We start from the raw sequence: 25915 nt of genomic DNA on the forward strand, positions 1-25915 counted from the left end.
TACCATAGCGATGTGAACCATTTAGCCTGCTATGACGCAAGGGATTCGGGTATTGCCGCCTTTTGTCTTCATGGCTAAATCAATGTCGATATTTTCTTGCTCTAAAAAGCTTTTGTTCATTGATGGCTTACCTTTCAAAATAAAGTAATAACCAAAGCCTTCAGCTTCAGCATCATACACAAAGCTTGAAATACGAAGTACTCTTACCCCAAATTTAGTAAAATCGACATCCATATTTACGGTGCGTTGTTGTTCAGATTTTTTGTATGTTGTGCTTATTAGTTTGACGCCGTTAATCTTGTAGTCATTACCTATAGCAAACTGATTCTGAGATATACGATTCACAGTGCTTTCTTGCAAGGCAAAAGCAATACCAGCGATGTTCTGTCTATAAACAGAATCACACTCAAGAGTAGATTTCGTTACTAAAGACTCAACATCTACTTCTATGTAATGGTTTGGGCTATCGTTATTAGATGCTATGGCATGACTAGATATATAAAATAGTAGACTTACCATACAAGCGCTAAAAACTCTTGTTTTAATATATTGTAATCTAGCCATTTTCAGTTTTCTAATCAGCCTCATCTTTACCAATCACATCGAACTCTTCTAAGCACAATTTGTCATATTCTTTTTTACAAAAACTAGGATCGATTTTGCACATAGCAGCTTGTAATTGATCGAGGCGGTTTTCTGACTGCTGAATGTGTTCTAGCATTTTAGCAAATGCTTCTGCAACAGGGTCTTGTGAGGTTGGATCAATACCATAAGCCTGAAATGCTGTATCGCGTGCAGTAGCTTGTTTTGAGGTCGCTATTTTTTCTTGTGACTTAGCGTCTGGTGATTTTTCGGTAATTGGATTGCCTTTTTCATCATGATGATCCGATATCATGCGAGCTGCATTACCGACCATCGTAGCGCCTGCTGGTACCGGTTTTACCACGACCGCATTTGAGCCGATTTTGGCATTTTTACCCACCGTAAATGGGCCCAATACTTTTGCACCAGCGCCAACGGTCACGCCATCTTCTAGCGTGGGATGACGTTTGCCATTATTCCATGATACGCCGCCAAGGGTGACGCCATGATATAAGGTGACATCGTTGCCAATCTCAGCCGTTTCACCAATGACGACGCCGACACCATGATCAATAAAAAATCGTTTGCCAATCTTGGCAGCAGGATGAATCTCAATACCAGTGATGATACGTGAGCCATAAGAGACCACACGTGCGGCCAGTTTCTGTTCGTTATTCCAAAGACAGTGCGCCCCGCGATGTAGGACGAGCGCATGGATGCCAGGGTAGGTCAATATGATCTCGAGGCTGTTGCGCGCCGCAGGGTCACGTTTGAATACCGCATTTATGTCTTCTTTTAGGTCTTTTTTGATACTAATAAGTGATTTGAATAATTTGGTTGGCAATGACATAAAGCGTCCTATCTATTTGTCAGTAGAGTGTCACTGGTGAACAGCGATATCTGTAATTTATAGTTATTAGATTTTAATCGTTATTAAGTCTGCATAAATATTAGGTTGTACTTACACTAAGGTCTTTTAAGTTATAGCAGTTTTACACGATAAAATATAGTGATGAGCTATTAAATACTCACAAACCCATCAATTCATATGAGCTTGTGAGTATCGATTTTATATTTAGGGCGTGTTAGATAATATAGCTAGTCTTTTGACAGCTTGGCAATCAATGCACTCAGTAATTGATACTCTTTTTGATCGAGCTGTACACGCGAGCCCAGTCGTGACAGGCGCGATGGCAATGATTTTAAGTGCTCACTATCTGCCAGACCGCGCTGAACCATCAGCTCTGTCATACGCTGAGTCAGCTGTTGTAGTTGCTGCTGGGTAATCGCAGGCTCGTCCCATTGTTGACGCAGATGAACGTCCATCATGGGTTCGACGGTTGTACTTATATCAGCATCTAGACTGTTATCAGTTGTATTTAAGTGCGTTTGCGCGTATGCAAAGATAAAACTGGCGATTACTTGTACCGCTGATGCAACGTTGAGCACAGGATAAGCAGGATTGGCATCGATTTGAATATGATAATCTGCATAAGCCAACTCTTCATTGGTCAAGCCGCGATCTTCACGACCAAATAAGATAGCAATATTTGGTTTACTACTAGTCGTACTTGCTTGCTGATCCATAAAATCAAACATGATTTTTGCCGCTTGGGTAGGGTTCACCACAGGGCGCGGCAAATGACGACTACGACTACTCGCTGCGAACACGAGCTGACAGTCTGCAATAGCAGATTCAAGGCTAGGTGCGATGGTCGCTGATGCCAGTAGCTCATTGCCACCTGCTGCATGAGAGACACTCGTCTCATCAATTGGCAATTTAGGATCAACGACCGTCAAACGCGACAACCCCATGGTGTGCATCGCCCGTGCTGCCGAGCCAATATTGGCAGGTAGCGTTGTATTTACCATGACGACTTGTACAGCAGACAGATAGTCATTCACACCATGAGCTGATGGAGAACTGTTACTCATTTATAGCCCCAAGCGTTGATTGATTTCTTGCTCAACGTTTTGCAGCGCGATTGAGATGTTTTCAATAAGTGTGGCTTGTTCGCCAATCGTACGCTCACGGCAGCGCTCTTGTAATTGACTGCTTAAGCTGGCCAATTTCGCAGCGCCTAAATTAGCGCTAGCGCCTAAATTAGCGCTAGCGCCTTTTAGAGCATGAGCGGTCTCATAGCCGTTAGCATGGTCGTTTTCTTGCTGAGCCGTTTTTAGTGCTGCGACACGTTTCTTACTGTCTATAAGATAGACTTGTATTAAGTCGGCAAAATCTTCTTCGAGCAAGTCACGCATGTCTTCAAACTGCTCATCGTTGATAATTTCGTCCATTTTTTATATCCAATTGTTAAAAGTTAAAGCAATAAGGGTTGAGGTGGGTTTAACACATGCTAACTATAATGAAAGTGTAAGTTGTCTTCATTAATCATAGTTTTCAGTTGTTGTAAGTTGTCATCGTTGGGATAAATACGCCAATGCTCGGATAGAGCAACATTGGCAATACCAAACTCTGCATAAATACTTAGTCCAAGTGGTAGACAGTTGTCATTAATAGAGGCGTCGGTATTGCTCAGAGCATTGTCAGTATAACCTTGATCAGTATGACTGCCATTACTCATAGCCGTTAAATCATTGCCGTTTTCATCGTATAGACTGCCGCCCATGGCAGGATCGTAAGCGCCGTTGCCGCCACTATTACTGTCTTGCTCATCTTGCTCGCTGTTATAAGCCAAGCGCGGTGCTGGTATGATGTCAGCTTGTGCAGATTTCAGCAGAGGCTGCATACGTGTGAGCAAATTGATATCGCTACCGTGAACTTTAATGCTGATCTTTTTGAGCCAGCGCAAGCGCGCATCAACCATGCTCATGGCACTATCAAGACGGGCAAAGAGGCGACCGTCACGCTCACGAATACTGCCTTTGATAATGACCACTTCGTCGACTTTTAGCTGGTCTTTGACGCGGTTAAAGCGCTCCGCATAGCAGCTAACCTCTAACCGTGATGTGCCATCGTCTAAGGTAATGACGTTGCGAGTACCAAAGTTGGCGATATCGATAATCAATCCTGCAAAATAACAGCTGCCGTTATAACCAGTATCGGTTAGCTTATCAAGACGCGTGCCTGAGGTATAGCGTTTTAGTTCATCTAGGTATTCGTTGATAGGGTGACCTGTCAAATACAGCCCTAAAGTGTTTTTTTCAGCTTTTAGGCGGTGTTTGTCCCCCCAGATTAGCTCTGGTGTCATGACTAATGGTGGCGCGGCGACCACACCATCCATCTCACCAAACAAATCCATCATACCGATTTCACGGTTTTGACGGTCTTGTTCAGCCGCTTGTACCGCACTTGGCAACTGACTCATCAGCGCACCGCGAATCTCGTATGCTTCATCGGCTGGCAAGTCAGGTCGCAATGTCGCTGCAAAGTCATCAAAGCAGCCTGCACTGACCAGTGCTTCAAGCGTGCGCTTATTGACTTTTTTGATGTCTACGCGGCGACAGAAGTCATATAAGTCTCTGAATGGTCCTTCGCGGCGGCGTGCGTCGACGATAGATTCAACAGCACCTTCACCCACGCCTTTAATCGCGCCAAGACCATAAATAATATTGGTCGGCGTATCAGCGACGAAATGCCATTCACTACGGTTCACGGATGGATTGACAACGGTTAACTCAAAATTTTCACGGCAGTCATTGATAAAGAATACGACGTTGTCCGTGTTGTTCATATCTGAAGTCAGTACCGCTGCCATAAACTCGGCAGGGTAGTATTGCTTGAGGTAAGCGGTTTGATACGCCAATACACCATAAGCGGCAGAATGCGAGCGGTTAAAGCCGTAACCAGCGAATTTTTCCATCAAATCAAATACGCCACCTGAGGTGACTTCATCGATGCCTTGTGAGGTTGCACCAGTGACAAAGATATCGCGCTGTTTGGCCATCTCTTCGGGTTTCTTTTTACCCATTGCACGGCGCAGCATATCAGCACCGCCCAAGCTATAACCAGCCATGACCTGTGATATCTGCATGACCTGTTCTTGATAGACAATAACGCCGTTGGTGTTTTCTAGTATTGGCTCAAGATTGGGATGATCGTAGATGACTTCCTCGCGACCATGTTTACGGTCGATATACATCTCTACCATGCCGGCATCTAGCGGACCGGGGCGATATAGCGCACACATGGCGATGACATCTTCGATATTGGTCGGTTGTAGTTTGGCGAGGTACTTTTTCATACCCATACTTTCTAACTGAAAGACAGCAGTGGTCTTGGCATCTTGCAGTAGCTTATAGGCTTTTTTGTCATCTAACGGCAAATCTTCTAGGATTAATGCGTCTTTGCCTTCTTTGGCACGGCGTAAGTTGATGTTCTCAACGGCAGCATCAATGACGGTTAGGTTGCGCAGACCCAAAAAGTCAAACTTCACCAGACCAACGGCCTCGACGTCGTCTTTGTCAAACTGGCTGACACGGTGACCTTCATCATCACAATAGATGGCGCTAAAGTCGGTAATCTTATGCGGGGCAATCAGTACGCCACCCGCATGTTTACCAACGTTTCGGCAGACGCCTTCTAGTTTGATGGCCATCTCCCAAATTTCGATGGCATCTTCATAATCCATATTGTCAGGATTAGAGATCAAGTCCTTGAGCTGTGGCTCTTGTTCGAGCGCTTGACTCAGCGTGATACCCGGAGTTTTGGGGATAAGCTTGGATATTTTATTGGCAAGGAAATACGACTTGCTTTGTACACGCGCCACATCACGTACCACGGCTTTTGCGGCCATGGTACCAAAGGTGATAATCTGCGAGACTGCGTCACGACCATAGGTTTGCGCCACATAGTCAATGACTCGGTCACGGCCTTCGATACAAAAGTCGATATCGAAATCGGGCATCGATACCCGCTCAGGGTTTAAGAAGCGCTCGAATAATAAATCGTAGTGGATAGGGTCAAGATCGGTGATGTTTAGCGCATAAGCGACCAAGGATCCTGCACCGGAACCACGACCCGGTCCAACAGGTACGCCATTGGCTTTTGCCCAGCGAATAAAGTCCATAACGATTAAGAAATAACCAGGAAACTCCATCGAGAGGATAATGCCAAGCTCATACTCTAAGCGCTCATCATACTTCTGGCGAAAATCGTTCCAATGTTCAGTACGTTCTTCAACAGGAAAAAGCTTATCCAAGCGATTATTCAAGCCACGTATCGACTCTGCCCGAAAAAATGATTCAATCGTCTCACCTTCAGGTACAGGAAAATCGGGTAAGACATTAATACCCAGCGTCAAGGTCACATTGCAACGACTGGCTAGGCGTAATGTATTATCAACTACCTGAGGAATATCAGCGAATAGCTGTGCCATTTGCTCTTGAGTTTTGAGGTATTGCTCATCAGAATAGGTCTTTGGACGATTTGGGTCAGCCAGTACATAAGAGCCTGCGATACATACTCGCGCTTCATGGGCATCAAAATCATCTTGCTCCAAAAACCGCACATCATTATGGGCGATAATAGGCATATTGTGTTTGGCACCTGAGTGAATAGCTGCTTTAATAAAGGTATCTTCACCTGAGCGATTGGTGCGTTTGATAGCAAAGTATAACCGATCAGAAAACTGCGACTGCCACTCTGTCAGCAGCTCATCGGCTTTTTCTGGCATTGAGCTGACCAGTGCCTGACCGACATCGGATTTTTCGGTAAATAGTACGATAACACCTGCCGCATGTTCTAAGATATGATGGCGCTTGATAACGGGCACACCATGGTTGGCATCATCGGCACGTCCTTCGGTAAAGCCTAGTGAGACAATACGGGTGATATTTTGATAGCCTTCATTGTCCATCGCTAACAGTGTCAATCGCGTGTCTTCATTTTCCATGATGACTTCGCTGCCGATGATTGGCTTGATACCAGCGCTTAGGCAGGCACGGTAGAATTTCACCGTGGCATAAAGGTTGGATAAATCGGTCAAAGCAAGCGCGCGCTGATTATCGGCCGCAGCAGCCTTGACTAACGGCTTGATACGCACGATAGAGTCAGTGATTGAATATTCGCTGTGAATGCCAAGGTGTACAAATGCCATAGAGGACTCTTACGGATACGATCGGAAAATAGGCTGATAATAAATAAGTTTTTTATTATCAATAATTTAAGTCTTTAATTTGGTGTGCAAATACGTTAATAATCGTATTTGCGTATTCCAAATCAGGTCGTTAATAATAGCATTATTTGCTGCAGACAACCACTGATTCAAAGGTATTGGGCGAAGTAATAAGGTTGGAAGTATTCGTTAGATACGTGCTATTTCTATTTCAATAAATAACCGCTGACATCTTTAACGATGAAAGCGGTTGTTTATGAAATATTCAGAAAGAATTATAGTTCTGTTTAGGGGTAAAAGGCTTTTAGAGGTTTGAATTATAATCCAGCCCATTCGCCTTCAACCCAGATTGGATTCTCGGCGTTACCCTCTCTATTCATCCATTTATCACCTTGCCAATAACCACTAAGGCTGTCTTCTTTTTTACATTCTTTACTATAGTAATATGAGCCCATGTCATAAGAAAAGCATTTTTTGGTATCTTTGTCGGGTGGACAAAAGCCAGTTTGTACATCGCAATTGGGTGCTTGCCCAGGTAGGTAGGCTCTACCTTCTTTACAGACATAGTCTACCGTACCATGAGGTAGATTATTGTAATCCCAAAAATTTGTACCATCACTGCCTAACGGTTGGTTAGTACGACAGTGTAATGCCCAGCCACCTTTACTATTCAGAATGTATTCATCAGGCTTTGAATTATTAATTCCCGCTATATTATCTATACAGCCTGTTAATAGCAATGCGGTGAGTCCACCGGCGATGAGGTATGATGTTTTCATAAGGTGTTTTGCTCTAGTTTTGTTTAAGGGTGAAAATCTTTTAGATATTTGGGTTATAAACTAAACCTCATATCATCTGCCCTAAATTAGTTGATCGCTACAGTACTGAATTAGTAGCTAACTATCGGCTGGTACACTAGGTACACCGTTTCTGCAATTAAATTCATAAGTACTTATAGGCAAATCATATTTTTTCCAATAGCGACGCAGCTGCGGTGTGGTCAGCTCGTTTCCTTGACAGTCCTTTGGTAATAAGGGTGTGCTTCCGTCACAGATAAAATACAGTGTACCTTTAGGCAAGTTGTTGTCTTCCCAGTATCTTTTTGCCCAACTTTTGATTATTGGAGAAAAAAGAAGTCTGTCTGTTGCTGGATTGATCTCTGTGGTACATTCTCCTACTGCATTGCCAGAGTCATCTTCTAAATAGTCTTGTTCATACATAAACCGCGCACCCAAATCGATACAGGCGGTGAGGCCTAACATGCTGGTTAGGAGTAAAGCTAGTTTTATTGATTTCATAATTATATCCTGTTGCTATTAATACCCCACCACAGCCGCATCAACGATACGTGGATCAGACGAGCCGTAAACACCGTTTGGCGTAATCATAATCGACTGCGTCGAACCCATGGCAGATTTTGGACTGACCGTGTGTCCCATTGACTCAAGCTTTTTGACAGTATCAATATTCAATGCTTTTTCGACTCGAATTTCATCAGGCAGCCATTGGTCATGAATGCGCGGGGCATGGGTGGCCTCAGCGATATTCATATCATGGTCGATGACGTTTGAGAGGATTTGGGTGACGGTGGTGATGATACGGCTACCACCTGGGCTACCTGTGACGATATAAGGCTTACTGTCTTTGAACACAAAGGTTGGACTCATCGAGGATAGGGGACGTTTATTGGCTTCGACAGCATTGGCTTCACCGCCTAATAGGCCATAACCGTTTGGCACACCAGGCTTGGCCGAAAAGTCATCCATCTCATTGTTGAGTAAAATCCCTGTACCGTCAGCGACGAGACCGGTGCCGTAAGAGAAATTTAGCGTATAAGTATTGGCTATCGCATTGCCATCTTTATCGACGATAGAGAAATGCGTGGTCTGATCGCTTTCGTAGGGCAGTGGATTATTGGCTTTGATGGTCGCCGCTGGTGTGGCTTTGTTTGGATCAATTAAGGCGCGCAGCTTGTCAGCATAGGCTTGAGAGGTAAGACCGCTGGCAGGCACATCGATAAAGTCAGCATCACCTAAGTACTCTGCTCGATCTGCATAAGCCAATTGCATCGCTTCAGCCATTAAGTGGATGGTCTGCGCGCTGTTTTGTCCGTAGTCTTTGAGTGGATAGCCTTCTAAAATATTCAAAATCTGAATGATATGAATACCACCAGAAGAAGGCGGCGGCATTGAGACCACTTCATAACCACGGTAGTTGCCTTTGACCGGCTCACGGGCGATCGCTTGATAATCGCTCAAATCCTGCAAGCTCATTAGGCCACCTGCTTCATTGACCGCTTTGACCAGTTTTTGCGCCGTTTCACCCTTATAAAACCCATCAGGCCCTTGTGCGGCAATTAGCTTTAGCGAGCGGGCAAGCTCTGGCTGCCTTAAGCGTTCTCCTGGTTGATAGGCACTGCCGTCTGGTTTAAAAAACACCTTTTTGGTACTGGGCCACTTTTGCAAACGATCACTGAGAGCGGTGAGTGACTCAGCCAATCCAGCCGTCACTTCTATACCGTCCTCTGCTAGTGCTATCGCTGGTGCCATGACTTGTCCGCGGCTCATCGTACCATGCTCGTCCAACGCTTTGAGCAGTCCTGCGACTGTACCTGGCACACCGACAGCCAAGCCATGATAGCGAGACAAGTCGCTAACAGCGTTACCTTCTTCATCGAGGTACATATCGCGAGTGGCGCTACTGGGTGCTTTTTCACGGTAATCGAGTGCCACGGTCTTGTCTTGCTTGGCATCATAAATCATCATAAACCCACCACCGCCGATGTTGCCAGCACGAGGTAAGGTGACGGCTAGAGCAAAGCCAACTGCGACGCCTGCATCAACAGCGTTACCACCTTCTTCTAAGATTTTTAAACCAATATTTGAGGCGAGCGCTTCTTGCGTAGCGACCATGCCATTTTTTGCCCAAACAGGGTGATGAATCGCATCGGCAGAATAGATGGCTTGCTCGTTATTGGTACTGTTGGCAGTGTTAGTAGTGGCAATGTTAGTAGTGGCAGTGAGAGTGCTTGATTTGCTAGGTGTAATGCGTTTGGTTTCGGACAGCAGAGTAGGACTGTCGGTCATAATATCGAGGTTGATTGCGCTGGTATTGATAGACGTATTATTTATCGAATCAGTGGGTTTTGGTGTCACGGGTTCAAGCGCATGAGCTGATATAGATAGCAATAATGTACTGGTGATGAGTAGAGTGCTGGATTTGAGTAGTGTACTGAAGTTTTGTTTAGACAGTTGAGTGGTTTGATGGTCAGAGGATGAGGGCTGCATGGCAAAGTCCTTTTTATATGAGACGTTAATCAGTAAGGCTGTATTTTAAAAACAGATAGACTAAGAAAAGGTATGTCACGAAAAATAACAGGATAGCATGAGAATAGGAAGATATTACCTACATATGTCTATAAAAATACTAAAAATAACAGCTTTAAAAGATATTTTTTTCATCTTGCTATGGCAGCTAATTATCGAGAAGGTAACGTGCGGTCGAACATGATGATGTTTTTAGCGTCTATTACATAAATATTATGATGAAGCCCAATGATTTGTGGAAATTAAATGAATAATTGCGCTATTATAGCTAGCTAGTAATGTTTTGTGATATAAATGACGCTATTCATTATATATTTACAATTGTTTATCAGCTTAGACTAAGGGAATTTCATGTCACCGCCTATTTTTCATAACAGCAAACAGCCACTTTTGTCTCAATCATCAGCGCATCAGCCAACGAGTACAGGCAAGCGTCAGTTAATAAAAATGTCTAGCTGTGCGATTTTATCCGTGGGCGCGATGACTTTGCTAGCAGGTTGTCAATCAACGTCGATGGCTTCATCAAATGCTGCGGTATCAGGCAAGGTGATTGATTTTGAGATTGCAGATCCTGCGCAGAGCCAAGCACAGGGCCGTGCATTTAATGCCGATTTAAATGCCAAGTCTGAACGCTATGCACAATTATTTGACCAAGAAAATAATCCTAGCACTGAGAACCAAGCCAAAACGCATTTGATGACGGCCATTCGCCAGCATCTGGCGACCGAGCATGTATCCGTTTCGCAAGCCAATTATCAAACCGCCCCTTTTATTGATCCTGATAGTATCGATGCTGGCGCTAGTAGTTTGCTAAGAACCGTTTTAGAAACTTATGCGTATAGCAAAGAGATGTCAGACGACTATGACTCAAGCTATGATTCGGACTACTCAGATGATGATTATTATGAATCAGATTATGACAGCTATGTCGATGCTGCAGATGAAGTCGTCATCGAAGAATATGCTGATGAGTCAGATGACATTGCATATGATGATGAAGGTTACGATCAAAACGGCTATGACGAAAACGGTTATGACTGGTATGGCTACGACGAATACGGTTATGATGAGTACGGCTACGATGAAGATGGCTATGATCGAGACGGTTATGATGAATATGGTTATAGCCGCAGTGACTATGATGAAGGAGTTTATGCTAGCGATGATTATGAATCGGACAGCGCTCTTTCAAAGTTATCAGAACTAAACCCAAAAAGCATGGCAGAGCAATATGAAGCCATGCAGATGGCAAAACAGCAAGCAGAAATGACTGGTACAACAAACGAGTTTCCTCCTACGTCAGCCTCAGGCGCATTGGGCCAAATGCTTAACATGCTCCACCGAACCCCTGAGCAGATAGCAGCGTCCAATGCTTATCATTATAAAAATCTGTTTTTTAGTAGTGTGAGTCAGTACAAACCTCAGCAGCGACAACTACAAAGCGTCTATAGCTACGACTATGTGACGCCGACGATAAGCTCATCAGTACAAATACCGCTCGCGTTTGATTTTAACAACAGTAATGTCACGGTTGATCCTTCAGTTATTATGCCTATCGTGGCGATGGCCACTCCCGAAAACACGCCACTACCGAACGAGATGGCGTCACATACGGTCAGTTTTGGTTTGCCTGATAGTATCACTGAGCAGCTACCACCAGCAGTGGTCTATGATGCAGCGATTGCTGCTATACAAGACAGTATGGCGGAGCTGGCACCTGAGCACTTTAGTGCAGTCGATATTAGTGATGATGCGTTTGCCAAAGAAGTCGGTGCTAGCCGAGCGGTAAAAGTATATTTTGGTAGTCAGCAAAGCGGTGAGATGATTGGTAAATTTCTAAAGTATATGACGCAGTCGTTACAAGAGTATATCGATACCAATCCAGAGAAATACCCTGATGGCGCCATGCTAAAAGCTGCCATTGAAAAGTTGCAGCTCTATAATAAAGGTTATCAAAGTGCAGATGTGGGTGCGCTATTGCAAGTGATTGAGGCCATTGGTCCAATTTCGTTCAATCAGACAAATTACTATTACTTAGACAGCTCAGATCGACTACTTGCTAAGCAGCAACGTATAAATATGGGCAGTGATTTTCTTGGTTCTACAACCACTGCAATCAATCAAGTCCGCTATGATAAAGCCAGCTTTAATCAGAGTGCGTTGACCCCGTTATTGGCCGAGTCGTTTGGTGATAATGCAACACCTGCTATCGATGGCAATGCTTGGATTGCAGAGCAACGTCAAAAAGGAGATAGGCTGCAAGAGGCTCGTTACGCCCGCTATGATTATGACAACGACTATGCTGATGCTAGCGAGGATTCTGCTAGCGATGCGGCAGAGTACGAGTCTAGTAATTATGATGACTATAACGAAGGTTATAGTGAAGGCTACACTGATGCGGAAGATGATACAGACAACTGGTAGAGCGTTATTAGCACTATAGTCGGTTCAATATAGTTTGGATACCACAAAGCCAAGTGAAAGCACTATAAATAATAGCCTAAGCGAATCTGATAGCGTATCAAAATTATGAAGAGCTGACTATATATCTTGTCACGTTCAAGCCCATATTTATTAAGGATAAGAAATGAAAACAGTACATCAAGCCATCGTAGGTCGTCTGCCGTCAACCATCAAAAACCATACTTTATTGACCAGTGTATTCATCACAGGCGCACTATTATTAACAGGCTGCCAATCTACCAGCTTAGGTCAGTCCAGCAGTGTTACGGCACAGCAAACGCCAACAGCAGCCAAAACAGCATTGGCAACCGCGCTAAAAAAACAGCGTCGTCAATCATTTAGCTATCATGGCAATCTTGAGATTAACAACGATCAGTATGTTACTAATGTAGATCAAGCGGAGTTGGTTACGGCAGATTATGTGGACACATACTGCGAAGAGACACATGATCAAGCGTATGCCGATCTGGTTGCTCAAGCACAAACACAAAATAATGATGTGATGGACGCAGAGTATGATGCCCAGCGAGCAGCACTCAAAGACACTTATCTTGAGTGTTCAGATGCCTATGAAGCGTGGATAGAAAGCGATTACGATAGTGATATCACTGTACCACCATCATATCAGCAACTATTTGATAACTATTATGATAAAACAACACCATCAGATATTAAAAAAGCGAAATTGCTAGACGCTTATCTATTAAAGCCATTATCCATCAATGCGCAAGGTATCTATCAACCTATGGTTGGTAAGGCTACTATGCTAGCCAGTGTGCAATATAAAGCACGTAACCATCAAAGCAGTATCAATCAGCCTATTTATATCGATTTTAAAAACGGCAATATTTATCTGTGGGCCGATAATTTTGCAATGTTAAATTCAGAATTATTAGATGATAAGCTGGGTACTACATGGCAAAACAAGTGGCTAAAAGTTGCACTGGATGATGGTACGTTGCCAAAAGGGTTTGGAAGTGAGGTGATAAAAGCTCATTTTGAAGCGCTAGATCGCACGTTTGAGGCAGCGCCTGTTAGCCAGTTTGACTATGTGGCACCTAATACGTTGGTATCTTTGTCTCCTAAGTTACCAGAGCATCAACTACCTGCCATGCTAGCAAGCGATCAAGTGATTCGCCGTCTACAAAGTGCTGAGAGTTATGAGCAGTTTTATCAAGACTACATGCGCATATTTTACAACCACATCACCGAGCAGTACCCTGAACTGGTAAAAAGTAATGAAGCTTACTCAGAAAACGACACAAACATGGATGTTAGTACTGATACATTTACCAGTAAAGCACTGGTGCAGCAAGCATTGGCTGCAATGAAAAACAGTATGAATAATGATGGCAATGTTGAGACGGTAGAAGATGAAATGGGAGCGGACACAGCGGTGCAAGAGTTATACGGCTTTGATAAACGTGGCAAGCTTGCGTGGCAGCATACGCGTAATACGTTACACACTGCTAGCAACACATCTGACAAAGGCTTGGTAATAGATGCCTTACAGCAGTATTCCGCTATCAATAAAGATATAGCATTCCCTAACTTACCAAATGATGCGCAAGTGCCGAATGACAGTAATAGTGTCGATGCACGGCAGTATAGTAAGGAGTTGCTGCAATATTATCGTGATGGCAATGGTACTGCTCTTGGAAAAATGATGTTTAATCTACTGCCAATGGCGCAAGATGAGTTCGCTGCTATTGATTAAGGTTGTATAGCAACTGGTATAGTTCAGTGAACCACTAAATTACTATGACGTTATCTATCCTTATAGCTATTTTAGAGTTCTTTGACTATCATCGATTGAAATGCACATACTTAAAAAGCGCCTCTACTTAATAGAGGCGCTTTTTAATTTAATACGCATATCGCTAGGTAAAACTATCACTTTTCCAAAGTGGTTTAAGTGAATTATTACATACCTTGCTGTGGGCGCTCGCCACGTTTCTCACGACGGTCTGGACGACCATGACCTTCATCATCATTTTTTCGATCTTCTTTCATTTGTGCCAGTTCCGCACGCTGCTCAGCAGTCAGTACTTGAGCAATCGCATGTTGGGTCTGTATGCGTTCAATAAAGCGTTGTTTTTCTTTCGCTGCTTGCTGATCGGCGAGACGGTTTACCGCAGTACTATTCAATGTGCGAGCATTAGTCAATGCTTGTATTTGTTGCTCTACTTGCGCACGCTCTGCTTGATGTTGTGCAGGTTCTGTTTTGCGATCACCATGCTGCGCTTCCATAATGGCTTTGATTTGGGTTTTTTGCGCAGCTGTAAGGTCTAGTTTAGACAACGGACCTCTCATCTCGCCTTTTTTCATGCCGCCTTTTTTCATATCAGCTTTGTGATGCTTTTGCATTTGTGTCGTTGATGGTGTGGTATCTGTGTTTGCATTGACACTGGTACATGCAGTAACAGTAAATACGCTAGATAATGCGATGGCTGAACCTAATAGTAACTTTTTCATAGTAACGTCCTTTATTTAACTTCATATGGTTTGATTGAATAGATATTTAACGTTTTATCTGGCAATTATTGTTGTTAAGCGTTGAATATAAATACAATACTTGCTGTTGATAGGTGCTATCTTACGACAGTTGAAGGTTACGAACATTTATGAAGTATTAAGAAAAGTAACATTTATAGAATACCGATCAGCTATTGCCTGATAATATAAATAACAAAGCTATTTAACGTTTAAGGAGATAGATATGCCAAACATATTGTTAGGTGATGACGACGAAGAGTTGACTCAGTTATTAGAAGAGTATTTGCATAATCATGGCGTCCAATGTGACTGTGTTCATGATGGTGAGGCTGTCATAAAAAAACTAAAAAAAGCCAGTACGCAGACCCCTGTTTATGATTTGCTAGTGCTGGATATTATGATGCCGAAGATGGACGGACTCAGTGTACTACGTCAATTACCGAATATTATTGATATCCCTGTCATTATGCTAACCGCAAAAGGCGAGGAGATTGATCGTATCATCGGTTTAGAGCTTGGCGCTGATGATTACATTACCAAACCTTGTAATCCTCGAGAGCTGCTAGCACGTATTAATGCAGTCATCAAACGTACCAATGCAGCAGTGTCAGAGCACACACCGTTACCAGAAGGTCGCTTGCATTTGGATCAAAACCAGCGAGTCTGTCAAATAGATGGTGTTGAGCTGCAAGTGACGGGTACAGAGTTTGACTTACTGGTGGCGCTTCTCAAACAAAAAGGCGAGGTCGTTAGTAAGGAGTGGCTGTCAGAGCATGTATTGCAACGTGAGTTACAGCCTTTTGACCGTAGTCTCGATGTTCATGTGTCACGCCTGCGTAAAAAACTTCAACCGTTTCATGACGAGCCAATAAAAGCAGTTCGTGGTAAAGGTTATCAGCTGGTACTTTAATGATGGAATCATCGATGAATAACCCTAAGTTTAAGGTGCGGATCACCCTGTTTTGGCGGCTGTTTTTGAGTCTGTTAGCCACCATTCTGGTCACTTCTATCCTGTCTGTCATGGTAGAGCGTTGGTTAAGTGAAAAAGCGCTCACCGCTCGTATGGATGTGCAGGTAGACAGTTTGTTGGTTCAGCGTCAGGAACTGGTCGCAGCACTGAAAGCCGGTGATATGGAAGCGGTCAAACAACTGTATCGTCAAGACCGCTGGCTAATGAATCAAGTCAGAGTCTATGATGAGCAAGGTAGCATTATATTTCCGCGTTACCGGGATAGAGAAGAGATTAGACCAAATGGTCAGATAGAAACGCCGCCCTCATTACAGTCAGGCTTACCTGAGATGGACAATGATGTATCGAAAAATGTGCGGTCACCTCTGAGCTATTTTGTTCCACCGATGATACCAACCAGTGCCGAAATAGCTGATTCTGAGAGTCGCCCAGAACTCGCTGATGTGACGGTTGTTTTGCCAAATAAACAAACGGTTATTGTGCAGCTGCGTCCCCATCTGCGTTTTTCGGATGTTGTAGAGTTGAAATATACTAACTTTCCTATACGCTTATTATTAATTATCTTGTTAAGCATATTGGTCTGTGTTTGGCTAAGTCGGACGCTGACTCGGCGTATTCGCCGTGTACAAAACACCGTATATCGTATGATTGATGGTGATTATCAAACCTATCCAAATTTGTCCAAAATGGGAGATGATGAATTGGGTCTATTAGCAAACGATGTGGCTAACTTATCAACACGCTTGGCTGAAAGTGAGCTGGCACGTAAGCAGATGTTGAGTGACATCTCACACGAATTACGTTCACCATTGGCACGTCTTGAGGTAGCAACTGAGTTGACTCGAGATTTTGCACCAAATGCCAGCCGTTATCTCGATCGTATTGATAAAGAATCTGCACGCATGAATGAGCTGATTGAACAAATTATTCATATTCAATCTTTACAAATGCAGCAATACACCATTGATAACTTGGAAACTGAAATGGTGGATATGACAGAGCTTATCAGCGAGATTGGACAAGATGTGTGTTTTGAGTTTTATCATAAAAATGTGAGCTGGCAGTGGCAGTCGCCTAGCGCATCGTTAGATAGCTCGTGGGAAGTGTTAGGTAATCAAGAGCAGCTGCACAGTGCACTTGAAAACATCATTCGCAATGCCTTTATGCATACAGCAGCCGATTCAGAAGTGATTGCTGAAATCAAAAAAGTAGAGATGAATCATCAGGTCCCCGCTATTCAGGTTAGTATCACAGATGAGGGTGACGGTGTGGCAGAAAAAGACTTAGAACGTATTTTTCAGCCTTTTGTACGATTAGACTCCGCTCGTCATCGTGAGACAGGAGGGTATGGGTTGGGGTTGGCAATTGTTCATGCGGTGGTCACCGCTCATAAAGGACATATCAATGCCTACAATCGCCAAGATGGGGTACAAGGGCTGGTGGTTCAGATTACTTTGCCGGTGAGAATGAAAGACAGTTAAAAAAGATAGCTAATAAAAAACGTTAAAAAATAAATAGTTAAGCAGACATGAGCGTGATAAACAAACTCTAAAGTCGCTCACGATCAAAAAAGCAAGACATTCGATGTCTTGCTTTTTTGTGTTTGATACATTTAACGGACATTAGGGGCGTGTCTTCAATTCACTCGATAGTCATCTCAATGGGCTAAACATGGCTGAATCTTGCCAAACATCGTCAAATAGCTGGTTAATATCTCGATATTATCTGCGCTCTTTTCCTTGTTTGACGGCAATTTATCTCATTTTTATCAGCATTTTTGACATGAAGACACGCACTAATATTTTAGCAAGTAGGCGTTAAGCACAGGTCAACCATGGTAAAGCGTTTGAGTTATACTCTAAACATTGCGCCATTTGGCGTCAGTCCAACATACGCCATGCCCGCTTGGTTTAACCAATGAGGTTGAATAATGCCATGTTGTAAAATGGCATGAATGTCTCTATGCGCTCTCTCTATTCGATGTTTTTTATAAAGTGAGGCAGTGCCAGCGACGGCATAAACCTCAGACAGCATGGATCTAGCATCGTTTGCTGCTTCACAGGCCGCGGCCCACACATCAGCCAGCTGTTCATCAGTAAATGTGTTCTGTTTTTGCGATTCTGCCCATAATGTTTCAACGCTACTATGTAACTGCAAACGTCTAGATGCCAATAGCGTTTTACTCTTTGCGATGGCAGCTTGCACTGTACCACGATCACGTAAATCTGGGCTCTTATTTGGCGTCACTCGCTCAAGACATATATCGATTAAGTCATCGGTTGCCGCTTTTAACACACCTAGTGCCATCGCGGCACAGCCCGCTGCATTGATACAGCCAATAGGCAGACGACTATATGCATTATCAATGGCAACAGGGCTATCAAAACCAACAGCGTATGCTTCTTTTACAAAAGCATCTTTGACGACTATATCGTGACTACCAGTGCCATTTAATCCGCCGACATGCCATGTATCAACGATTTCTACCTTTTCTTTTGGAATAAAAAACAGCTTCAGATTTGCTCCTGGACCTAGGGTAGTCGGAGAGCCTTCTGAGACGACCAAACAGCGTAGTACAAACCAGTCTGCTAACTCACACCCCGATACCAAGGTCCATTGACCAGAGACCATGTAGCCATTCTCTACTGTATGAGCCACGCCTTCAGGACGTGCTGAATTGGCGTAGACATGAGCAGGGTTGTGGTATATCTCTTTCATACTGGTTTCGTCTAAAAATCTACCAAAGGTACAAGCTAAATGATTGTTCCATGTAATCCAAGCGACAGAAGCTTCAGCGCTAGCCAATGTTTCATAGACCTTGAGCGTCTCTACAGGATTGCCTTCCCAGCCTCCAAATGACTTTGGCAGTCCCATTCTAAAGAGCGACAGATCCGAAAGCTTTTCGATGACTGTTGGTGCAATCTTTCTAGCGGCTTCAGTATCAGATCTCGCTGATAAGGCCAATGGATAGACATCGTTAGCGGCATCGGATGGCAGAATGTCTGTATTATTTGATAAAGATGTATGGCTCATCACTTTTTACCTATATTGATTTATAAAACAACATGTAAATATATAATTAATGAATTTTAATTAATTCTATTTTTTACATATATTAATACCTTTAACAAAAATAGCCAATAGTTGTTTGTTATAAATTAACAACTTAAATGTTGATTAAGGTATTAAAGGCAGTGTTAAGTATGGGCAGACAGAATAAACCTCAAATAATCGAGGCATAAAAAAAGGCTGAGCAGTTGCTCAGCCTTTTTATTGATCGTCATGCCTACCAAATCGTATTTAACAAGCCGTACTTAACGAGTCATACGGTTTGGTATATGGCTTGCCTAGTTTTTTAAGACGTCTGCCATGGCGTTGGCTACATAGTCGATATTACTGGTGTTCAGTCCAGCTACACACATACGTGAATTGGAGATCATATAAATACCAAATTCAGTTTGCAAGCGTTCGACCTGCTCAGGCGTCAAACCAGTGAAACTAAACATACCGTTCTGACGGGTAATATAGTCAAAGTTACGGTTTGGTATTTTGGCTTCTAATACTGATTTTAGTTTTAAGCGCATAGCCTTGATACGATCACGCATCGCGTAAACTTCGCCAACCCATTGCTCATGTAACGCTTCATCATTCATGACGATGTCGACGACATGGCCGCCGTGTGACGGTGGGCTTGAGTAGATACGACGCACCATTGCACTCATTTGACCAAATACACGATCGGTTTCGTCGACAGTCGGGCAAACGATAGACAGTCCACCAACACGCTCGCCGTATAGCGATAAGTTTTTAGAGAATGAGTTGCTGACAAACAGTGGTAAGCCCATATCGACTGCTTTGCGAATCGCGTAAGCATCGCTGTCCATATCTTCGCCAAAGCCTTGATAAGCAATATCCATAAATGGGATCAGTTCACGCGCTTGAACGACGTTTAGTACTGTGTCCCATTGCTCGCGAGTCAAATCCAAACCTGTTGGGTTATGGCAGCAAGGATGTAAGAGCACTACATCATCTTTATTCAAGGTTTCAAAAAACTGAATCATCTCATCGAATTTGATGCTGCTGTTTTCTTTATCATAGTATGGATATTTACCGACTGTGACATCAGAGCCTTCAAAGATGGCAATATGGTTGCCCCATGTTGGATCGCTCACATAGCATTTGGCTTGTGGGAACCATTGATTGATAAACTCGGCACCTACTTTGAGCGCGCCAGAACCGCCGATGGTTGCAATAGTAGCAACCAAACCATCTTTTAAAACTTGTGCGTCTTTACCAAAGAGCAGTTCCTGACAGCCTTTACGGTGTCCAGGTAAACCTGCCATCGGCAAGTATGGACGAGGAGAGACTGGATCTGCAATGCGCTGCTCGGCAGTTTTTACACATTCAAGGACGGGTAGTACGCCATTTTCATCATAATAAATACCAATGCCTAGATTGACTTTGTTTGGATTATTATCTGCTAAAAACTTTTCCATCAAGCCTAGAATTGGATCGCCTGCATAATGGTCGATACGTTCAAACATTTTATTTCCTTAGAAGAGGATAAATTTAGCCGTCAAAAATCATAAAACAAATTGGTCAGTAACTCAATATGAATTATTAAATTTAAGGGCGTTTGATTTATAAAAACAGTCAAAAACTATATTTTTTATAGAAATAGCGGCTAAAAGTCCAATTTGGCTGTTAGCGGCTATTCATCAATCTCGCTAATTATAGTCAGTCCTAAATAAAAGAGAGTCGATCACAGAATAAAGAGATACATTTTTGCCTGCCTACTGTGTCTATGTAGACAGAGGCTACGCAAAATGTAATTTGTATCGCTGTGTTCCATCACTGTATTTATCGTATAGTGGATCGCCTATAGTATCACTTTAAAAAATCAGGATGGGTAAAGGCAGGGTTTGGATAAGTATAAAAACCTTCACCTGTAGAAACGCCAAGTTTATTTTGATCAATAAAATGCTCTTTTAAATAAGCGACTGTTTTGAGGGCTAGTGGATCTTGGGTCTTTTCTGCAGACATCTTATTAATATTGTATGCAGTGTTGATGCCTACGGTATCAAGTATACCGAATGGACCAACTGGAGCGCCTGTGGCTTTCATCCATGTTTTATCAATGGTGTAAGGATCAGCCACTTCTTTGGCTAGTAGATCTAGACCAGCACCCAGTAACGGTACCAATAATGAATTGATAATATAACCGGGTTGTTCTTTGTTGAGTGGTAATGCCAACATACCAATCGCCTTAGCAAACGCCACAACGTCATCAAAGACTTTAGGGTCAGTATCAGGGTGTCCCATTATTTCAGCAGTATTATGTACCCAAATATTATTGGCAAAATGCAGGGCTAAAAATTTAGCAGGTCGTCCAGTTGAGTCAGCAAACTGGCTTGGTAATAGGGTAGATGAGTTGGTGACAAAAACAGTTTTTTCTGGTGCCACTTTTGCCAATTCTTCATAGAAGCTGATTTTAATTTTTGGGTTTTCAGGCACGGCCTCAATCATTAAATCCGCATCTTTAACTGCGTCTTTTAAATCGGATGAATAGCTGAGGTTTGCAAATGTTTTGTCTAATTGCTTTTGACTGGCCTTCATATCTCTTTTGAATGCAGCACATATGAGTTCAAACTTTGCTTTGGCTTTTTCTAAGACCTCATCGTTAATATCATAAACGGTGACGTTAAATCCATGAAATGCGGTCTGAAAAGCAATCTGATAGCCTAGAACGCCACTTCCTGCAACGGTTACATTTTTATAGGTCATTATTTTAATCTCCTACTGAGCAAAGACGCTTTTATTTTTGTCCAGTTTCGGGTTGGTTGAAAAACTCTTTTTTATGACGAAAATATCAAATGATACTTATTTTACTTTAACAGATACCGCCAGACTGGTATGTCTTTTTTAAGACTATTAAAGGTACAAATTTGCTAGGGAACCTTCTCAGATAAAACGACAGACTTCTAACTGGGCTAAACGCGGCTAAATTTTGCCAAGCAGCGTCAAATCGATGAAGGTGTATTCTAATTGATGACACGCTTTGCTATGGCTGGACTATCTTTAGCGATTCGTTCGTTTGAAAAAATCCATAAAAAAGCCGGACGAGTTAATCTTGTCCGGCTTTTTACAATTAAGGTTGTGCTCGTATCAGCTCAAACTGATCAACTAAAACTTATAGTTGATGCCCATATAAAACGAACGACCTGCGCCAGGTACGGCAGTGCCCCAGTTGGATCCGGTAGTTAGCTCGTTATTGATGCCCATGGTTCTGCCTTGACCCATATAAGACCCGCCCAGTGGCAATGCGTAGTTTTTGTCCAACACATTATCAATACCTGCCTCAACGCTAACCGCATCCCATTGATAGCCAGTGCTCAGGTTCAATAAACCGTAACCTGCTGTTTTAACCTCATTACGCGGCGTTGATACTTTGTTTTTAGCGGCTACAGCAACCACTTCAACTTGGTTTTTCCAGTCATTGTTTTCATGATTGAGCGCAATGCTGGCATTGAGTGGCATGATATTGTAAAGATGAGAACCTGTATCTTTATTTTTGCCGTTGGTGTAGCTCAGTGATCCAGCCAGTCCCCAATCACCCCAAGCATTAGAGGTTAAGTCGCGGTCAGCTGTGATGTCGATACCGTATATTCTGGCATCTTGGTTGGTATAACGCATCACGTTATATTGGTCGCTGGTTTGAGTGGTTGCAGCGGTATTGTTTGCTGAATCCCACTGTACGGCATCAACGTAATCATCGATGTGCGAGTAATAAGGTGTCGCTTTGATACCCCAGTTATCATCAGCACTGCGCCAGTCAAATGTCATGGATAGCGTATTAGATTTTTCAGGTTTTAGATCAGGATCACCGAAATAGCCATTACCATCACCCACAGTGTTATTCATGATAGAGGCCATGCCCCATGTCGACCATGTATATCGCTCGTATAGGCTAGGAGTGCGCTCTTTGTGTGAAGCACCAAATTCGATAGAGCTGTTGTCGCTCATATCGTAGCGTGCAATGGCAGTGGCATCGATATTATTATCAGTGGTGCTACGGTCACTGGCATTAAAGATGGCGCTATCGCGGCCTTGGTTGGTCATCATCATTGAGTTGTAGCCACTGACCTCATCAGCACTGGTACGTACGTTTTCGTAACGAGCACCTAGCTGTGTGTTCCACTTTGGTGCTATTTGTTTTTCCCACTCAGCATAAACACCGATACGTTCGCGTTCGCCATTATTGATATTTTGAAACTCATTAGGCGCCATCATACCAGTACCAGAGGCGGGCCATAAGTCATCGAGTGTATAGTCTTGATACTCAGCGCCTAGGGTCACCGTACCTTGGTCAATTAAATCAACGATACCCTTAAGGTTAGCACCGATGGTTTCACTGTCGGTATACATTGGCATGCCAGCAGCGGTGCCATATAAGAACTGTTTGTCCTCACCAAAGTTCATATAGTGTTCGACGTCTTCGTGGTAAGCCTGTGCTTCTAACTGTCCCCAGTTTAACTCACCTTTATAGCGCAGGTTCACTCTGTCGAGCTGGTTGTCTAGCATGTCCATACGCTGGTTTGGGTACAGCTCTTCTGGCACGTGTTGCCATAGGTAGGTACCTTGTAGCAGATGATCTCCATTTTGATAAGCCACATCGACAGACTGAGTCTGGCTTTCAAAAGCAGTCGAGCCAACTTCATCTTTCGCCAAACTTTGACCGCTGCCACTTGCATCAGTATAAGTTTTAAAGTCACCACCAGCATCGTAGTTGTCTGATTTTGCATAGCTGCCTTTATACGACAGGCTTAGTACGTCATTAGCGATGGTGGTTTCAACGTTGGCGCCGTAGCCATTGCCGTTGCTGCGATAGAATGCACCCACTTCACCTGAGGTCACAACGGTACTGTCTTCTGAAAACGTTGGCTCTGCTGACTCTACGACAATGGTGCCACCGATACTATTACCACCAACACTCACGGGTGTGACGCCTGCGTAGACAGTGGTTTCTTCGACTGCACTCGGTGAGATGTAGGATAGTGGTGAGTTCATGCTGTTTGGACAGGAGGCGATTGAGTCGACACCATCTACTAAGATACGCAGACGGTTATCAGCCAGTCCTCTAATCACTGGTAGGTTTGAGATGCCACCTGCACTTTGCACATTAATACCAGGGATTTTGGTTAATATGGTTGCAGTATCGCTAGTCGCTACTTGCTGGTGGTTGATATCATTTTGATTAAGCGTCGCAGATGTACCGAGACTATTGGCGCCTGACGCGCTTGCCTCCACGGTAATAGCTGGCAGGTAAGCCATTGGTATATCATCATTAGAATGATCTTCGCCATCGTGCGCGTATGCGCTACTGATTTGAAACAACGCCACTGCTAAAACGCTCAGCTTTAGCGTAGGTGTGGTACTTTTTAATGAATGTCGCATAGTATGCTGTCCTGAAAACTTTGAAAAACACGTGATAAAGGAGATTGTATTTTCGATTATCAGTCATAAAAAATAACGCATCATTAACGCTATAGTCGATTCAATTTAAAAGTGATGCAAGGCAACCTAGCGTAGATGTATATTAAATACTTCAAGCGAGGTTAACGCAGTAATACTTTTATAAGGGGTGACTATAATAGCCAAAGGTTTGCTTTGGTTATTCAGTAGCGCGTCAAGGTTGCAGACAATCAATGCTGAACCAACCAACAAGATTATTGGATGATTGATAATGATTGGTTATGTCGTGACTGATTTAAGTCATCAAAAAAGATGGTGGAGCGCGGGAGAAGGGTCGTAAGAAGTCAGTTGCATAGTAGGCATTTATCGTCTGCGGTATCATCGCTACGATAGTGGTGATTTCTATGGGATGAAATTCAGGTGATTCGATGATAAGCGGAGTAATTACTGCTGACATGGAAGTACATATGTCACAGCTACTGTGTTGATGAGTATCGTGTTTGGAGGTCGTGATGGTCTTTGAATTTACCACTGCCGCCGATTGTGCTGCTGTCTCTGAGGGTGCCAGCATCGATGCATCTGAATGATGCTGCGAGTGCATACTGTGATTATGAGCAGCAGATACAACAGGTGCAAGCTCAATACAAATACCATGACCCAAGCTGGCATTGTCACTCCATAATGGTGTTAATAAAGGAGTGGTATGTAACAGCCATGCAAGACACGCCAATAGTATAGCTGTCCACATCATTGCAGGCGACAACAAAGATCGGTGCATGTTATTGGGCTGCTTTACAGTCATAGTGTGTTCAGTTCACTGGCATGGCAAAAAAGTAATTGATAATATGCTTTTAATACAATTAAAAAAGAAAAATTAACAATATTCATAAGAAACACTATTTTACGGTAATTACCTTACTTTTTACAAGGAATAACGCTTCTGAAGAACGAATAAACCTATGACCGTAAAAACAAAAACCCCCGATAACTTTTATATAAGCGTTATCGGGGGTTTTTAGTTATTTGTATTGAGGGTACGTACTCATTGTAAAGGTTGCCGTTAAAATAAAAACAGGCCCTAAAACAATGGTGTTAAGTCTCTTTATTTAAATTCTTACTTATACTTTTTTTGAGAAAATGGTCGAATATAAAAGGGCCGAACGGTAGAAATGAACCCAGTACACCTGCAGGCAGGGCCCATAGCGGCATTTTTATTCTACTGACCGTAATCAGTAGTATCAGAATATAAGTGATAAACAATATACCGTGCGTCATACCGATATACTTTACTGCTTCAGGAATACCCATCATATATTTAAGTGGCATGGCTATGCCCATCAATAATAAAAAAGAGGTACCTTCTAGATAGCCGACAATGGTTAATATTTTTAACGATAAGTTTTGTGATTTGCTAAGGCCAGTTATTTCATTGCTATTGGGGTTGGTGGTCTGAGCTTGTGACACTTTATCTTCCTTTTGGTATCTTTAATGTCATATAAATCGAATAAGGCTTTGATTATCAATCGCTATGA

Annotated in this window: 19 protein-coding genes; 4 read left to right on the plus strand and 15 right to left on the minus strand. The window is 43.0% G+C overall.

The window, feature by feature from the left end; genetic code table 11:
- Window positions 1–21: 21 nt before the first annotated feature.
- From ACT3QP_RS07320 to ggt, 8 genes are all read right to left on the minus strand, one after another.
- Window positions 22–564, minus strand: coding sequence for a hypothetical protein (locus tag ACT3QP_RS07320; protein WP_192992203.1), 543 nt, complete (start codon window positions 562–564; stop codon window positions 22–24).
- A gap of 10 nt (window positions 565–574) precedes the next feature.
- The gene (gene cysE, locus ACT3QP_RS07325) at window positions 575–1432 is read right to left on the minus strand and encodes a serine O-acetyltransferase (RefSeq protein ID WP_192992202.1); all 858 of its coding nucleotides are present in this window, start codon (window positions 1430–1432) and stop codon (window positions 575–577) included.
- A gap of 248 nt (window positions 1433–1680) precedes the next feature.
- Window positions 1681–2517 (minus strand): RNA methyltransferase, encoded by an 837-nt coding sequence (locus ACT3QP_RS07330; RefSeq protein WP_192519131.1) that lies wholly within the window; start codon window positions 2515–2517, stop codon window positions 1681–1683.
- The gene (locus ACT3QP_RS07335; protein WP_192992201.1) at window positions 2518–2877 is read right to left on the minus strand and encodes an Hpt domain-containing protein; all 360 of its coding nucleotides are present in this window, start codon (window positions 2875–2877) and stop codon (window positions 2518–2520) included.
- 59 nt (window positions 2878–2936) lie between these two features.
- Window positions 2937–6638 (minus strand): DNA polymerase III subunit alpha, encoded by a 3702-nt coding sequence (gene dnaE, locus ACT3QP_RS07340; RefSeq protein WP_192519133.1) that lies wholly within the window; start codon window positions 6636–6638, stop codon window positions 2937–2939.
- 335 nt (window positions 6639–6973) lie between these two features.
- Window positions 6974–7435 carry a hypothetical protein gene (locus tag ACT3QP_RS07345; RefSeq protein WP_192519134.1) on the minus strand — a complete coding sequence of 154 codons (462 nt, stop codon included), beginning with the start codon at window positions 7433–7435 and terminating at the stop codon, window positions 6974–6976.
- 117 nt (window positions 7436–7552) lie between these two features.
- Window positions 7553–7954: a hypothetical protein gene (locus tag ACT3QP_RS07350; RefSeq protein WP_192519135.1), complete on the minus strand. Its 402-nt coding sequence runs from the start codon at window positions 7952–7954 to the stop codon at window positions 7553–7555.
- Between the two features lie 18 nt (window positions 7955–7972).
- A complete protein-coding gene (gene ggt / locus ACT3QP_RS07355) occupies window positions 7973–9943 on the minus strand; it encodes a gamma-glutamyltransferase (protein WP_192519136.1) in 1971 nt (656 codons plus the stop codon).
- Window positions 9944–10333: 390 nt separating this feature from the next.
- Between ggt and ACT3QP_RS07360 the strand changes: the two genes are divergently transcribed.
- Both ACT3QP_RS07360 and ACT3QP_RS07365 read left to right on the plus strand, forming a co-directional pair.
- A complete protein-coding gene (locus ACT3QP_RS07360) occupies window positions 10334–12406 on the plus strand; it encodes a hypothetical protein (RefSeq protein ID WP_192519137.1) in 2073 nt (690 codons plus the stop codon).
- A gap of 163 nt (window positions 12407–12569) precedes the next feature.
- A complete protein-coding gene (locus tag ACT3QP_RS07365; RefSeq protein WP_192519138.1) occupies window positions 12570–14162 on the plus strand; it encodes a hypothetical protein in 1593 nt (530 codons plus the stop codon).
- Window positions 14163–14368: 206 nt separating this feature from the next.
- Here the strand turns inward: ACT3QP_RS07365 and ACT3QP_RS07370 are convergent, their stop codons facing one another.
- On the minus strand, window positions 14369–14920 hold the full coding sequence (locus tag ACT3QP_RS07370; protein WP_192519139.1) for a Spy/CpxP family protein refolding chaperone: 552 nt from the start codon (window positions 14918–14920) through the stop codon (window positions 14369–14371).
- Between the two features lie 244 nt (window positions 14921–15164).
- On the opposite strand from ACT3QP_RS07370, the gene ACT3QP_RS07375 reads away from it, so the two are divergent.
- Together ACT3QP_RS07375 and ACT3QP_RS07380 are read left to right on the plus strand one after the other, a co-directional pair.
- Entirely contained in the window at window positions 15165–15851 is a 687-nt protein-coding gene (locus tag ACT3QP_RS07375) for a response regulator transcription factor (RefSeq protein ID WP_192519140.1), read from the plus strand.
- A gap of 14 nt (window positions 15852–15865) precedes the next feature.
- On the plus strand, window positions 15866–17392 hold the full coding sequence (locus tag ACT3QP_RS07380; RefSeq protein WP_192519141.1) for a sensor histidine kinase: 1527 nt from the start codon (window positions 15866–15868) through the stop codon (window positions 17390–17392).
- Between the two features lie 370 nt (window positions 17393–17762).
- On the opposite strand, the gene ACT3QP_RS07385 is transcribed toward ACT3QP_RS07380, so the two are convergent.
- From ACT3QP_RS07385 to ACT3QP_RS07410, 6 genes are all read right to left on the minus strand, one after another.
- A complete protein-coding gene (locus ACT3QP_RS07385; RefSeq protein WP_442062013.1) occupies window positions 17763–18944 on the minus strand; it encodes an acyl-CoA dehydrogenase family protein in 1182 nt (393 codons plus the stop codon).
- Between the two features lie 314 nt (window positions 18945–19258).
- Window positions 19259–20455 carry an amino acid aminotransferase gene (locus ACT3QP_RS07390; RefSeq protein WP_192519770.1) on the minus strand — a complete coding sequence of 399 codons (1197 nt, stop codon included), beginning with the start codon at window positions 20453–20455 and terminating at the stop codon, window positions 19259–19261.
- Window positions 20456–20798: 343 nt separating this feature from the next.
- Window positions 20799–21695, minus strand: a complete 897-nt coding sequence (locus ACT3QP_RS07395) for a 3-hydroxyacyl-CoA dehydrogenase (protein ID WP_192519771.1) — start codon at window positions 21693–21695, stop codon at window positions 20799–20801.
- Window positions 21696–22094: 399 nt separating this feature from the next.
- Entirely contained in the window at window positions 22095–24365 is a 2271-nt protein-coding gene (locus ACT3QP_RS07400; protein WP_192519772.1) for a TonB-dependent receptor, read from the minus strand.
- A gap of 313 nt (window positions 24366–24678) precedes the next feature.
- Window positions 24679–25161, minus strand: a complete 483-nt coding sequence (locus tag ACT3QP_RS07405; protein WP_192992499.1) for a hypothetical protein — start codon at window positions 25159–25161, stop codon at window positions 24679–24681.
- A gap of 314 nt (window positions 25162–25475) precedes the next feature.
- Window positions 25476–25847 (minus strand): DUF3817 domain-containing protein, encoded by a 372-nt coding sequence (locus ACT3QP_RS07410; RefSeq protein WP_413038455.1) that lies wholly within the window; start codon window positions 25845–25847, stop codon window positions 25476–25478.
- Window positions 25848–25915 lie beyond the last annotated feature (68 nt).

Source organism: Psychrobacter sp. AOP7-B1-24 (assembly GCF_052376215.1).
Classification (GTDB): domain Bacteria; phylum Pseudomonadota; class Gammaproteobacteria; order Pseudomonadales; family Moraxellaceae; genus Psychrobacter.